A 13,727-nucleotide genomic window follows, 5' to 3' on the forward strand; every position below is an offset into this window, starting at 1 on the left:
TTGCCAAGACCGCACAGGACTATGACGCCCCTGTGCGGCTGATCGAGACCACCATCGCCATCAACGACAACCGCAAGCGCGCCATGGGCCGCAAGGTCATCAACGCGGTGGGTGGCGACGTGCGCGGCAAGAAGATCGCGGTCCTTGGTCTGACCTTCAAGCCCAATACCGACGATATGCGCGACAGCCCGGCGATTGCCATCATCCAGACCCTCCAGGACGGCGGCGCCAAGGTGGTCGGCTACGATCCGGAGGGAATGGTGAATGCCCGCCATGTCATCGAGGATATCGACTATGCAAGCGGCCCCTACGAGGCTGCCGAAGGCGCCGATGCCGTCGTGATCGTGACGGAATGGAACCAGTTCCGCGCACTCGATCTGCCGCGCCTGAAGGCCATCATGAAAAACCCCGTTCTGGTGGATCTACGCAATATCTACCGCACGGACGAGGTCACCGGGCACGGCTTCGTTTATGCCGGCATTGGCCGCCCACACGACAGCAGTTCCGACAAGGGCCAATAGCGGTTTCGCCTTCGAAGTTTCATTAAAACGGTTTTTGCGCTTCGGTTCGGCCGCAAACGCACCAACGGATTTGGGATATAGTCATCATGCGTTATCTGGTTACCGGCACCGCGGGCTTCATCGGTTTTTACGTTGCCAAACGGCTGCTCGATGCCGGCCATTTCGTAACCGGTTTCGACGGCATGACGAATTATTACGATGTCAGCCTGAAAGAAAAACGCCATGCGATCCTTTCCCGCTCCAACGGTTTCAGGGCGGAAATCGGCATGCTGGAAGACACGGATGCGCTGAAGCGCGCGGCAGAGGCTGCCGAACCGGAAATCATAATTCACCTCGCCGCGCAGGCGGGTGTTCGCTACAGCCTCGAAAATCCACGCGCCTATATCGATTCCAATCTCATCGGATCGTGGAACATGCTGGAGCTTGCCAAGAACCTGCGTGTCAAACACCTGATGCTGGCTTCAACTTCCTCCATCTACGGCGCCAATGAAAAAATTCCCTTTGCGGAAAGCGACAAGGCCGACGAGCCGATGACGCTTTATGCGGCCACCAAAAAATCGATGGAATTGATGGCGCACAGCTACGCCCATCTTCACAAATTGCCCACCACAGCCTTCCGTTTCTTCACGGTTTACGGACCGTGGGGACGGCCGGACATGGCGCCAATCAAATTCGTCGACGCCATCTCGAACGGCGAGCCGATCGATATTTACGGCCAAGGCAATATGAGCCGCGACTTCACCTATATCGATGACCTCGTTGAAGGTATCGTCCGGCTGAGCCAGGTCATTCCGTCCGAGGAAAACCGGGTAACTGAGGAAGGCGTCACCGACACGCTGTCGCACCACGCACCCTTCCGCATCGTCAATATTGGCGGCGGCCAGCCGGTAGAGCTGATGCACTTTGTCGAAACGGTCGAAAAGACGGTCGGCAGGCCGGCAATCCGCAACATGTTGCCGATGCAGCAGGGCGACGTCCCCCGCACCTTCGCTTCACCCGATCTTCTGAGGGCCTTGACGGGCTATGTGCCGCAAACCCCGGTCGAGGAGGGCATCAAGGCCCTCGTCGCCTGGTATCGTGACATGCAGTCGACAGAGCTGCGCGAATAAATCAAAGCGTCGCTAGAAGACGATTTGAAAGCATACCGCCGGAGGCGCTCTGCATGGCGATCTTGGTTTCCACGGCTTCGATGATCGTATCGCTGAAATCGACATCGGTGAGGTCGCGAATGTTGGAGAGACCGCCGGGCGAAAACACGTTTACCTCCAGTATCTTGTCGCCGACAATATCAAGCCCGACCAGGAACATACCGTCTTCCACCAGCTTCGGCCGCATCATTTCGGCAAGCGCCACAATCTCGTCCGTCACCTTCACGGCCTCGGCAGTGCCCTTGGCGTGAATGTTGGAGCGCAGATCGCCTTTTGCCGGAACGCGGCGCAAAGCCGCATATTGTCCGTCGCGCATCAGAGGCTTGCCATTCATCATGAAGAACCGAATATCGCCATCCTTGGCGGCCGGCAGATAGGCCTGTGCAATCAAGTAACCTTCGAGACTGACCGCCTCGAAAATCTGGTTGAGATTGGCCTCCTTGCTGGAGCCGATCTTGAAGACGTTCTTGCCGCCTGAACCCTGCAGCGGCTTGACGATGACACCCTTAGGGTGGGTATCCGCAAATGCGCGTATTTCATCGACATTGCGCGAGATGATCGTGGTCGGGCGTACGATTTCCGGAAAGCTCTGGAAATAGAGCTTGTTCTGCGCCAGCGCCAATCCTTCCGGGTCGTTCAAAACCACAACGCCGCGCTGTTCTGCCAGCCGCCCGAACAGAATGCCGGCATGCACCGCCCATGGCCGCGTCGTCTGATCCAGCGAGGGATCGTTGCGCAGCATCAGCGCGTCGATTTCCTCTACATCCATGGTACGCCGTTCCAGTGCTTTGTCCTGAAGTGCCGCGTGAAAAGCATCGGCTTTCTTGTATTTGGCCTTCGGTAGAACGGTGGCGTGTACGGTCAGGCTATCATCCGAGCGCAAGGTAAAATCGCCAGGCGTCAGATACACCACCTCGTGACCGCGATTGAGCGCCGCCATGGCCAGCAGGCCGGTTGCGAAAGTAGGCCCCTCAGTTTCGATGGAATTGACGAAAAATGCGATACGCATAAGCCCCTCCTGTAATATTACAATGTCGCCAGTTCGGCGATGGATAATCCGGCCCGTATCTTTTCCAGCCGCTCATTGGCCTTGGCCGGCAGCAGAAAAGCGGGACGTACGCCCGGCGGACGCAAGAGGCCGCGCAAGGCAAGCTCCTGCATCACCGGGAAATGGGCAGCGGCAATCTTGCCCATCCAGAACGGATCGAGCGCGCCACCCTTGCGCAGATGCTCCAGCACCTCCGCAAGCCCACGCAGATAGATCGCGTCCTTGGAAAGACCGCCGCCACGATAGATGCGCAAAACCATGTTGAAGGCGCCAGCCTCGTCGAAACCATGATCGCGGGTCATAGTCCGGAACGTCTCAACAAAAGTCGCGCCGTCCAGCATGGCGGCGCAGCCGACGACACGGCCGGCGATCAGCCGCAGGCGCTCGCGCGTCATGCCGCCGGCCAGATGTTCCGCCAGCACTGCCAGCCCTTCCTGCACGCCCTCGTAACCGGAAAGGCCGGTGCGGAAGAGCCGGAGGCCCTGAAACGAACCGTTGAAATAGGTGAGGAGATGCACGCCGATCTCATGCGACAGCAGCGCCTCGACCCGGCGCTGTTCCATGACGGTGTGGCGAGAAATCAGGAGCTTCTCGCCCGTCACCATCAGGCCAGGCGGCAGGTCATCCCTGATCTCGACACGCGCCTTGAATTCCGGCTCCTCCGCCAGATAGGTCTCGATCATCTCGCGCGATTTTTTGGCGACCGCATAACAATCGACCATGGCGATTTCGCCGCTCTCATCCTTGCGTGGGCAATCGGCAAGCACCTTGAGCGCCAGCGTCAGAAGCGCGGGTTCGACGGCACCGTAAAGGGCGCGGGAGAAATCGGTGAAAGTACGGCGATGCAGATTGGCGAGCATGGTCAGTTGCAGATCGATCTCCTGCTGTTTCTCCCGGTAGAGATGATAAAGCACCGGGTCTTCCAGATGATCGAAAACGACGGAATAGAGCTTGCGTTTCTGCTCCTCGACGTCAACGCCGAGCGGCCGGTAAAGCAGGCGCGGCGCATATTGGAAGCTGCCATCGCGAAATTCCTCGAAGGCCCGGCGGGCATTGATCGGCGTCACGGACAGAAGAAAATCAAAGGACGAGACGATGTCGTCTATTGAACGATCGGCACGTCTGACGGCATCAACGAAGGCCTTGCGGCCGAGCGCGCGATGGCTGGTAACCTTGAGTGCATCTTTACCGGCAGCGAATGACGAGAAGGCCTGAAGGCCGGCATCGAAAATATCCGCAATCATCGTCTCGCGCAGGCCGGGATAATCGGCGCCGGATTCAGGCTGTCGGTAGATCGGCGCGAAACGCACGCTGATGCAGGGAAAATCAAGCCCGGCATTTTGAAATCTGAGGATCGGATCGGCATCCGGTTCGGGCCGGGTTATGCGGGGCGTGCGGAAACGCACTTCGGCATCACAAACCGCCTTAATGAAAACACGGCGTGCACTTTGCGTTTCCGGCTCAGATGTTGCCGAGACGGAAACCTCATAATGCGGCAGGAAAGGTGAATCGTCAGCGAGCAGAATGTCGTGTTCCAGTTCGCCGATATCGAGAACCATGAAGGCGCCGAAACGTTCGCGCATGGCCGTGCCGACGGCTGCAATCAGGGGTGCAGCCTCCTGAATGCTCGATGCGATCAGATAAGATGCATGCGCAGAGGCGATATCGCGGGCCGCAAGGTCCTTCGTGCCACCAGTCAGATGCAGGCAAAGAAACGGCAGCGGCCGGTCGATATGCAGCCGGCCGTTCTTTCCGACATCACGACGGACGGCTTTGCCGGCCTCAAGGCAGGCGACGACATCGTCTACCAGCTCGATAACCTGTAACGGTTCACCACGCGCCGAGGAGACGTTCATCGCCGCGCCCTCAGGCATTCTTCGAGAACCGGCTGAAGTGCGGTGATAGCGTCGCGAATATCGGAAACGACGCGCTTATCCGGCTTACCGGTCCACTCGTCCATGAAGAATTTCTTGAACTCCACTGCGATGGCGCAGCCGTTCTGCGCAAAACGCTCGTGAATAAACCGGGTCTGCTCACCCTTGCCCTGAAAGGCGACGTTCTCGCGTACATCAAGGCGGCGTCCGCCGATGGTGGCTGTCGCAAAATGATGGCCCACCGCACTGACGACGTCACTCCAGCGGCTGCGATCCATGGAAAATGTGCCGATATTGATATCAGGCGCTTCCGCCTGGGGCGTTTGCGGCGCTGTAGCGCCCTGCCGGCGATGATTGTAGCTGTGTATGTCCAGCACGACAAAAGCACCATGCCGCCGCTCGACGGTTGAAAGAACTGCTTCGAGCATTGCGTAATAGTCGGCATGAAAATCGAGCGATTGCCGGGTGGCCTCTTCCGGCGGCTCCTGTTTCCAGACCTCCAGCCCCCAGGATTGTTCCGGCTTCAGATAAACTGCCTGATCGGCGAACCGGTTGAGATCGATTTCGAAACGCGAATGGTGAACGACAATGCGGTTTGTCATTCCCGCGATCATCTCGCCGGTAAAAGGGTCTTCCTCTCTCAGCCGCTGGTCGGCGGAAAGAGCCATCAGCGAGGCTATGTCCGGGCGAATGAGATGACCATCATGAATGGCCGTGCCGATGATCGGTGAATTGCCGAAGTCGATCGACCAGAAACCCTTGTTTTCGTCGTTGCCGCGGCACTCGTCGTCACTGTGTCTGGCTGTCATGCTGCCTCCCCTGCATCTGGGCTAAAACAGCACGACTTGCCGGTTTGTTCCGATAAAAATTGCGCGCGATACATTTGTCCTTGGCAAGAATCCGCCTGAAAAAATGCGGAACCATACCGGAAAGCTCACGTTGTTCTGGCAGGAGGGCCGCCGTGTCAAACGGACACGATGGCGCTGAAGAACATCGGGATTTTTCCGTTTTCTCCCGGTGGCCAACGAAATGGCAGCCGAGCTTCTTACCCATCCGGCGCCCTCCGTCCCCGCTTTCCACGCACAAGGAACCGCGACATGGAAAAGACCGAAACGCGTAAACTTGCAGAAGAATATCTGCGGCTCGGCGGCACCCGTCAGGTCATGATCGACGACAACAAGACCTTCGTGCGCCAATGGGAAGACGAACCGGCAGAAGCCGAGACCTTCTGGCAAACGAATATCGAAAAGCTCGATCCGGAGCGCCGTGAGGATGTGGAGTTTTTTCTGCCCTCCGTGAATTCGGACAAAGACGAAAACAGATAAACAGGAAGGAAACAGACATGACTGCCATCAACACTGCAAAAATCGTCATTCTCGCAACGGACGGCTATGAGCGTTCGGAACTGCGCGTGCCATATGATCAGCTGAAGGCCAAGGGCGCGGACGTCAAGATCGCCTCGATCAAGGATGGTGAGATCAAGAGCTGGGACGAAAAGAACTGGGGCGACAGCATCGCCGTCGATATGTCCGCGAAGAACGTCAGCGCCAATGATTTCAATGCACTCGTCCTGCCCGGCGGCCAGATCAATCCGGACGTATTGCGTCATGACGAGGATGCAATGCGCGTGGTGCGAGATTTCGTCAAATCCGGCAAGGTCGTGGCTGCCATCTGCCATGCCCCTTGGCTTCTGGTTGAAGCAGATGCCCTGCGCGGTCGTGACGCGACCTCCTATTGGTCGATCAAAACCGACCTGAAAAATGCCGGAGCCAACTGGAAGGACGAAAAGGTTGTGACCGATAAGGGCATCATCACGTCTCGCAGCCCCGATGATCTGGACGCCTTCGTCGCCAAAATCATCGAGGAGGTCGAAGAAGGCAACCACGAGCGCCGCGCTGCCTAAGGGCCGTAAAGCGGAAAAAAACCAGAGCGCATCCGGCCTATCCAAAATGGCCGGATGCGCTCTCTGTCTTTGTTTGTTCGCATTTTCCAGACGTAACCCGCCAGGCGTTTCCACCGTAAATGCCCTGCACCTTTCAGGAAAACTCCATGCCCACATCGGAACTGACGAAGGAACGCGACCTCAGGGAATCGAAACCCCTTTGGGCCGACACGCCACGCATAGGCCTCCGCACCAGAAACACCCCGAGTTCCGACCATTACGATACGATCGTCGTCGGCGCCGGCATCAGCGGCGCGCTTGCCGCCCATGCGTTGCAGAGACCGGGGCAATCCATGCTGATCGTCGACCGGCGTGATCCGGTGATGGGCAGCAGTGTCGCCAGCACTGCGATGATACAGCACGAGATCGACACACCCCTGATCGAGCTCAGAAAGATGATCGGCAAGGATGCTGCTGATCGGGCGTGGCAGCGCTCCGCGCGCGCCGTGCTGCGGCTGGAGGAAATCGTTTCTTCGCTTGGCATTTCCTGCAGCATGGCGCGCAAACAGGCGCTTTATCTTGCCGGAGACGAGATGGGTTTGCGTGCATTGAAGGCCGAAGCGGCAGCGCGCGAAGAGGCCGGGATCGAGGCCCGCTTTCTCGACACCGCAGAACTTAAAAACGACTATGCGATTGAGCGGACAGGGGCGATCCTCAGCGATATCTCCGCTTCCGCCAATCCGGCGCAGCTGACGGCAGGCCTGTTGCGCCACACAGCGGGCGCCGGCGCTGAGATCGTTTCACAACTTGAAATCACCGATCTTCGAAATCTCGGTGACGAGGTGGTCGTCGCCACAGCACAGGGCGAAATCATTTCCGCGCGCAATATCGTTTTCTGCACCGGATACGAATTCCTGAAATCGCTCGAAAGCCCGAAACACCAGATCATCTCCACCTGGGCGCTGGCGAGTGCGAAGGGTATCGATCTGCCGGACTGGCTGAATAGCCACATCCTCTGGGAGGCTTCAGATCCCTATCTCTACCTGCGCACCGACCGGGACGGGCGCCTTATTGCCGGTGGTGAGGATGAAGAGAACTCCACATCCTACCTGTCTGAGAGCAAGCTTGCCTCCAAGGCGGATGCAATCAAACGCAAGATCGAAAAGCTTCTTGGCGTCGACATCGGCGAACCCGAATATCGCTGGGCGGCCGGCTTCGGCACGACCACCACGGGCCTGCCGCTGATCGGCGCGGTTCCCGGCATGAAGAACGTTTATGCCGTCATGGGCTTTGGCGGCAACGGCATCACCTTCAGCCAGATCGCCGCCGAGATAGTCGCGGCTGCCGTTAATGGTGGCAAGGACCCCGACGCCGATCTCTTCCGTTTCGACTGATGCCGCTTGTCATCCTATATGCGGCGGAGCGTCTGCTGGAATATAAAACGTTGCGCGCAACAGAGCCGGAACCATAGGGGCTCCGAAAGGTTTGTCTCCCGTGCGCAATGGCGTACATCACGCACTTTCACACCATGGGAGAAGAACCAATGGCCGAGAAAAAACTCGACGACCTGTTTTACGATACGCTGAAGGATATCTATTACGCCGAAAGGCAGATCCTGAAAGCTCTGCCGAAAATGGCGCGGGGAGCGACAGACCCGAAGCTGAAACAGGCCTTCGAAAAGCACAAAGAAGAAACGCAGGGCCAGATCGAACGCCTGCAGGAAGTGTTCGAGATCATCGGCAAGCGGGCGCAGGGTAAGACCTGCGAGGCCATCCAGGGCATCATTGCCGAGGGCGAAGAGATTATGGACGATTTCAAGGGCACCGCAGCTCTCGATGCCGGTCTCATTTCCTCAGCCCAGGCGGTCGAACATTACGAAATCGCCCGTTATGGCACCCTGAAGGCATGGGCCGAAAAGCTTGGTCATGCCAATGCCGTTACCCTGCTGGATGCGACGCTGAAGGAAGAGTCCAAGACGGACGATGCGCTGAGCGCGCTTGCCAAGACATCGATCAATGCCGCAGCACAGAAAAAGGCGGCCTGATCGCCTTTTCCAACTGCACAAGCAAAAACCGGAATGGTCACCCTTTCCGGTTTTTTTTGTTTGATTGAATCCGCCTCGTTTTACGGCAGGGTATAGGCGATCACATAGTCGCCCGGCTTGGTTCCAACCGAGCCGTGACCACCCGCAACCATCACAACATATTGCTTGCCGCCATCCAGCGCATAGGTCATGGGCGTTGCCTGCCCGCCAGCCGGCAGACGTGCTTCCCAGAGCTGTTTGCCGGTGGTGAGGTTGTAGGCGCGCAGATAGTTGTCGACGGCAGCACCGAGGAAGGCCACGCCACCCTTGGTAATCATCGGCCCGCCAATGCCCGGTACGCCCACCTTGAAGGGCAACGGCAGCGGCGTCATGTCATGGACCGTGCCGTTCTTGTGCTTGTAGGCGATATCGCCGGTGCGCAGGTCGGCACCAGCGACATAACCCCACGGCGGTGCCTGGCAGGGGATTTTCAGCGGACCGAGGAACGGTCCCATGAAGACGCCATAGGGCGCACCGTCATTGCGGTTCAGCCCCTGCTCACTGCCCTTCTCGTCCTGGCCCTTCGGCGGGATGTCGGCGCGCGGCACGAGCTGCGAGGTAAAGGCAAGGTATGTCGGCATGCCGAACATGACCTGACGTTCGGGATCGACCGCGACGCTGCCCCAGTTGAACGTGCCAAAATTGCCGGGATAGATGATGGAGCCGTTCAGCGAGGGCGGCGTATAGCGGCCCTGATAGTTCAGCTGATGGAAGCGGATGCGGCAGGCGAGCTGATCGAACATGGAGACGCCCCACATGTCCTTTTCCTTCAGCGGCTCCGGCTTGAACGACAGCGCCGTCGTTGGCTGAGTCGGGGAGCTGAAGTCCTCAGGGATTGTACCGCCCGGTGCCGGTTCTTCCGTAATCGGCAGAAGCGGCTCACCCGTGCGCCGGTCCAGAACGTAGATATCGCCCTGCTTTGTAGGGCCGACGAGTGCAGGAACGCTTTGACCGTTCTTGGTGATGTCGAGCAGCACCGGCTGGGCCGGCACATCCATATCCCAGAGGTCGTGATGAACCGTCTGGCGCACCCAGCGATCCTTGCCGGTATTGATATCGAGCGCCACGATGGAGGAGGAATATTTCTCCACATTCTCGCTGCGACCCATACCAAGCTGGTCCGGCACCTGATTGCCGAGGGGTACGTAAACGAGGCCAAGCCCCTCGTCGTAGCTCAACACGGACCAGCTGTTCGGCGAGTTGGTAGTGTAGGTTTCGCCTGCGGCAATCGGCTCGGTCTTTTCCGGATTGCCGGAATCCCAGTTCCAGATGAGTGCGCCGCTGTTCACATCGAACGCACGGATGACGCCGGACTGTTCCTGCGTGGAGTAGTTATCGTTCACCGCACCGCCGATGATGATCTTGCCCGCCGCGATCACGGGCGGCGAGGTCGAATAATAATAACCGGCAGGATTGTATTTCATGCCCTGTTCCAGATGCAGCACGCCCTGATCCGCAAAGGATGTGCAAATCTGACCGGTCGCTGCATCAAGCGCAATCAGCCGCGCATCCGAGGTCGGCAGGTAAACGCGCTGGGCGCAGGCGGTGCCCTGTGCGGCATTGGGTTCGGCATAATAGGAAACACCGCGGCACGTCTGGTGCTGGCGGTCCGGGTTAAGACCGACATTGGGGTCGTATTTCCATTTTTCCTTGCCGGTGGCGGCATCAATGGCGATCGCCCAATTGTGCGGCGTGCAGATATAAAGCGTATTGCCGATCTTGAGCGGCGTTACCTGATAGGTGGTTTCACCCACATCATCCGGTAGCTTCACGTCGCCGGTCTGGTACCGCCACGCTTCCTTCAGCTGCGAAACATTATCGACATTGACCTGCGTCAGCGGCGAATAGCGCTGGCCATAAGGCGTGCGGCCGTATTGATGCCAATCGCCATCCGGCACGTCGCCGCCATAGATCGGAGCTGACGCCACCTTCTCCTCAGACAAGGACCCTGCCTGGTCATGCGGATCCTGCGCCATCGAATATCCCGCCACCACAATGGAGGCGAGAACGGAGAGCGCGAGTGGCCAGGCGTTCGGGCCGTAATTCAGCCCTGTCGGGCTTGAAAAACCGAGAGGCTTCCTGACCCAGGGCACCAACAACCACAGGCCGATAAGAATGACGAAGCCACCCCGCGGCCCAAGTTGCCACCAGTCGAAACCCACTTCCCAGAGGGCCCAGGCGAGTGTCGCGACAATGAAGACGGCATAGACGTGGAGAGCTGCCCGGTTACGCTTGAACAGCAGAATGGCTGTCAACAGGAAGGCCATACCGGAAAGGACGTAATAGAAGCTCCCGCCCAACATGACGAGCTGAGAGCCAAAACCGAACAGCGCAAGGCCGATCAGCGATAGAATAACCGCAGTAACGGTGACTGCCATGAATGAAACCCCCGATTCCTGTCACTTTGCGTGAAATGGAATTGGGGGCAATCTGGTTCCATACAAACTCAACATTCACCGTGAAAAATTTCACGGCATGATGGTTATGGGTTTTGTGGCGCCGGCGCAGTCTCCGTCTGAGCGTTTTGCGGCCGGTTCTCGTCGGGTTCGAAAACCGCATATTCGACGACCGTCCAGACCACCAGCGCGAGAAGCAGACTGACAACCAGGATGACAAGAACCGGACGTCCTTTTACCCCTTGCCGCGCCCGCGTTGCGGTTTCATCTTTCGGATCATGCCGACCGCCAAGATAGCTGGTATTTTCTCTGGCCATGTCTCTCACTCCCTGTAACCCTGGTGATTTAATTCACAGGGACACAGTTTGTTCCAGACAGCAAAATCAGCTTAGCCGTACTCTGCGACCGCAAGTCTATCGCAACCGGCACCGTCGAACTCATCGACCGCACTGAAACTTTGCCCAATCCCCAGCCACGAGAATGGTGGCCGGCGATTGACGTCTTCGGTTTCGCACTGGATTTCCGGCGGGTTTTCAGAAATCGACAGCCACAGCGGTGGTCCCGCCGTTTCAAAGTCGCATTGGTCGCCGGCGGCTTCGAGGTATCTCGTCGTGTCGCGGCGACGCACCCGCCATACGGGCAGCATCTCCAGAAAATTGAGAATTCGTATCATCATGATTGTCAGGCGAAATATCTATTAAAAACAACGTCCGTACTGTGGCACGCCCGCCGCGCAAGCGCATCCCTGCGGAGGTACAAGCGGAACGAATGGTCGGATTGTGCCAACATTCCGTCATACAGTGTCAGATCGGCTTCGAAACAATCGCGTCAGCGACCGAGCTGCACGATCCAGCGTGTCCACTCTGCGCTATCCGGTTTGATAATATCCGGTATGGTATCGCGGTTTTCGGATGCGAAATGCCGCATCTGACGCGGCGACAGGCCGAAGGTCTTCTTGAAAACGCGGCTGAAATTTTCCGGGTTGGTGAAGCCATAGGACGCCGCCACCTCAGCTATCGTCATATGGGCCGACTGCGGCGCCCGCAGGAAATCCATTGCCCGTTCGAGGCGCCTATGGGTGATACAGGCCGAAAACCCGCCCAGCGGTTCGAAAAGCCGGTAGACGGTGCGTCGCGATACGCCGAACTCGCCCATGACCTTTTCCACCGACAAGGCCGGATCGAGCAGATGATTGTCGATATAGCGCCTGATGGATGCTCGCAGCGCCCGCTGAACACCCTGCGCATTGTCTTCCCGGACATGATTATTGATGGCAGCCGCGGCAAGCTCCAGCAATGGCGAGACCGTGGCCGCGCCGTCATTGGCGTTCATGACGTCAAAGTGGCGGTAAACGCTGGTCATCGTTTCCCGCAGCAGAGATACCAGCGGCAAACCGGCCGGCAGCACGCGCTCGTGATTATTGCCGGAACCGATGAGCCTGCCTTCCAGCAGCCGGCGCGGCACGACAAGGCTCAGATGATCGTGATCGGTTGTGGCTGTGGCCAGCGGCTGCGCCATGTCAATGATGTAGAGATCGCCCGGGCCGGCAGTCTCGCCCGCTCCGCGCCGCGACATGCTTTGGCCGCTGGCGTAAAATTGCAGGAGAAAGCCGTCCATCCCGTCCCGGGCAATCTTGTGGCGCGAGCGGTCGAAATCCTGCGCCGAGGACTGGGTGCGGCCAAGCGCGACATTGCCGATGAAGGCGGCATCGACACTAGCAAAAAAACCGTCATCCTGCGATCTGCGCAGGCGGGCATCAAAAAGCACGTTGATCGAATCCCGCCACAGCGCCATGGCGTCGCGCTTCGGCACATGGCGTGTATCGAAACGCGAGCGCGCTAACGGAGCTTCCGAAAACCCTGTGTTCATAATACCGCTGTTCCGTGAAAACGGCGCTGACCCCGCCGCACGCAAAACTATACAGTATTGAAATCGCCTCACAATACCGGAAGGACGGCAGATGGTTCGCTTGAGCCGGATGCGCGAAAATTATTTAGCGGTCCAGCCGCCATCGATGGAAATGGTGGTGCCGGTGATGGAGCGCGCCATATCGCCGGTGAGGTAAAGCGCCATCTCCGCCACTTCCTCCGGCTGCACGAAACGTCGCGTCGGCTGCGGCGCAAGCATCACCTTCTTCACCACCTCATCCTCGCCCATGCCATGCAGGCGCGCCTGATCGGCAACCTGCGCCGCGACGAGTGGCGTCCAGACGTAACCGGGGCAGATGGCGTTGCAGGTAATGCCAAGTTCGGCCACTTCCAGCGCCACGCTTTTCGTCAGGCCCACCACGGCATGTTTCGTCGCCACATAGGGACCCTTGAAGGGTGAGGCGCGCAACCCGTGCGCGGAAGCAATATTGACGATGCGCCCCCAACCCCTTTCCTTCATGCCCGGCAGGGCTGCACGGATCGTATGAAAAGCGCTGTCGAGGGAGATCGCGACAATATGGGAGAAATCGGCGAAATCGAATTCGTCGATCGGCGCGACCTTCTGAATACCGGCATTGTTGACGAGCACGTCAATGTGACCGAATTCGGCAATGACGGTTTCCGGCAGATGTGCACTCTCGTCATAATTGGCGAGGTTGGCAGAAAAATAGACCGGCCGGTGCCGCGCCACCTTCGCAACCGCCTCCAGTGCCTGCGTCGCCGCCTCCACGGTTTCTATGCCGTGGACGGCGACGAGAAATCCCGCCTCGGCAAAACGTTTGGCGATGGCAAGGCCAATGCCGCTGGTGGAGCCGGTGACCAGAACGGTTTTCGGTTGATCCTCCAT

15 protein-coding genes are annotated in these 13,727 nt (G+C 58.4%); 6 read left to right on the forward strand and 9 right to left on the reverse strand.

The window, feature by feature from the left end:
- Both GH784_RS11320 and GH784_RS11325 read left to right on the forward strand, forming a co-directional pair.
- Window positions 1–521 (forward strand): UDP-glucose/GDP-mannose dehydrogenase family protein (locus GH784_RS11320; protein WP_194842963.1); only part of this gene is annotated, 521 nt, incomplete at its 5' end.
- An 86-nt stretch (window positions 522–607) separates the two neighbouring features.
- Window positions 608–1,630, forward strand: a complete 1,023-nt coding sequence (locus GH784_RS11325) for an NAD-dependent epimerase (protein WP_065702971.1) — start codon at window positions 608–610, stop codon at window positions 1,628–1,630.
- A 1-nt stretch (window position 1,631) separates the two neighbouring features.
- Here GH784_RS11325 and GH784_RS11330 read toward each other — a convergent pair whose 3' ends face one another.
- Genes GH784_RS11330 through GH784_RS11345 form a run of 4 tightly spaced genes read right to left on the reverse strand, consistent with a single transcriptional unit; the run spans window position 1,632 to window position 5,644 of the window.
- Entirely contained in the window at window positions 1,632–2,678 is a 1,047-nt protein-coding gene (locus GH784_RS11330; RefSeq protein ID WP_004432010.1) for a glutathione synthase, read from the reverse strand.
- A gap of 17 nt (window positions 2,679–2,695) precedes the next feature.
- Window positions 2,696–4,573, reverse strand: a complete 1,878-nt coding sequence (locus GH784_RS11335) for a flavohemoglobin expression-modulating QEGLA motif protein (RefSeq protein ID WP_004432007.1) — start codon at window positions 4,571–4,573, stop codon at window positions 2,696–2,698.
- Window positions 4,570–5,400, reverse strand: coding sequence for an N-formylglutamate amidohydrolase (locus GH784_RS11340; RefSeq protein ID WP_065702969.1), 831 nt, complete (start codon window positions 5,398–5,400; stop codon window positions 4,570–4,572). The genes GH784_RS11335 and GH784_RS11340 overlap by 4 nt, the downstream gene beginning before the upstream one ends.
- On the reverse strand, window positions 5,381–5,644 hold the full coding sequence (locus tag GH784_RS11345) for a hypothetical protein (RefSeq protein WP_075807788.1): 264 nt from the start codon (window positions 5,642–5,644) through the stop codon (window positions 5,381–5,383). Before GH784_RS11345 ends, GH784_RS11340 begins: the two co-directional genes overlap by 20 nt.
- Window positions 5,645–5,688: 44 nt before the next feature.
- Here GH784_RS11345 and GH784_RS11350 point away from each other — a divergent pair, with 44 nt between their 5' ends.
- The 4 genes from GH784_RS11350 (at window position 5,689) to GH784_RS11365 (ending at window position 8,517) form a co-directional block, all read left to right on the forward strand.
- Window positions 5,689–5,916 (forward strand): hypothetical protein, encoded by a 228-nt coding sequence (locus GH784_RS11350; RefSeq protein ID WP_004431991.1) that lies wholly within the window; start codon window positions 5,689–5,691, stop codon window positions 5,914–5,916.
- Window positions 5,917–5,933: 17 nt separating this feature from the next.
- Complete coding sequence (locus GH784_RS11355; RefSeq protein WP_004431989.1) at window positions 5,934–6,494, forward strand: type 1 glutamine amidotransferase domain-containing protein; 561 nt, start codon at window positions 5,934–5,936, stop codon at window positions 6,492–6,494.
- Between the two features lie 146 nt (window positions 6,495–6,640).
- Complete coding sequence (locus tag GH784_RS11360) at window positions 6,641–7,867, forward strand: NAD(P)/FAD-dependent oxidoreductase (RefSeq protein ID WP_004431988.1); 1,227 nt, start codon at window positions 6,641–6,643, stop codon at window positions 7,865–7,867.
- Between the two features lie 149 nt (window positions 7,868–8,016).
- Window positions 8,017–8,517 carry a YciE/YciF ferroxidase family protein gene (locus GH784_RS11365; protein WP_153793420.1) on the forward strand — a complete coding sequence of 167 codons (501 nt, stop codon included), beginning with the start codon at window positions 8,017–8,019 and terminating at the stop codon, window positions 8,515–8,517.
- 80 nt (window positions 8,518–8,597) lie between these two features.
- Here the strand turns inward: GH784_RS11365 and GH784_RS11370 are convergent, their stop codons facing one another.
- The 5 genes from GH784_RS11370 to GH784_RS11390 form a co-directional block, all read right to left on the reverse strand.
- Complete coding sequence (locus GH784_RS11370; protein WP_019566511.1) at window positions 8,598–10,934, reverse strand: glucose/quinate/shikimate family membrane-bound PQQ-dependent dehydrogenase; 2,337 nt, start codon at window positions 10,932–10,934, stop codon at window positions 8,598–8,600.
- Between the two features lie 104 nt (window positions 10,935–11,038).
- Window positions 11,039–11,269, reverse strand: a complete 231-nt coding sequence (locus tag GH784_RS11375; protein ID WP_153793421.1) for a hypothetical protein — start codon at window positions 11,267–11,269, stop codon at window positions 11,039–11,041.
- 71 nt (window positions 11,270–11,340) lie between these two features.
- Entirely contained in the window at window positions 11,341–11,628 is a 288-nt protein-coding gene (locus GH784_RS11380) for a hypothetical protein (RefSeq protein ID WP_233283685.1), read from the reverse strand.
- A gap of 152 nt (window positions 11,629–11,780) precedes the next feature.
- On the reverse strand, window positions 11,781–12,824 hold the full coding sequence (locus tag GH784_RS11385; protein WP_050923926.1) for a helix-turn-helix domain-containing protein: 1,044 nt from the start codon (window positions 12,822–12,824) through the stop codon (window positions 11,781–11,783).
- A gap of 117 nt (window positions 12,825–12,941) precedes the next feature.
- The gene (locus tag GH784_RS11390; protein ID WP_025595201.1) at window positions 12,942–13,727 is read right to left on the reverse strand and encodes a 3-hydroxybutyrate dehydrogenase; all 786 of its coding nucleotides are present in this window, start codon (window positions 13,725–13,727) and stop codon (window positions 12,942–12,944) included.

Source organism: Agrobacterium tumefaciens, assembly GCF_009649785.1.
Lineage (GTDB): Bacteria > Pseudomonadota > Alphaproteobacteria > Rhizobiales > Rhizobiaceae > Agrobacterium > Agrobacterium tumefaciens.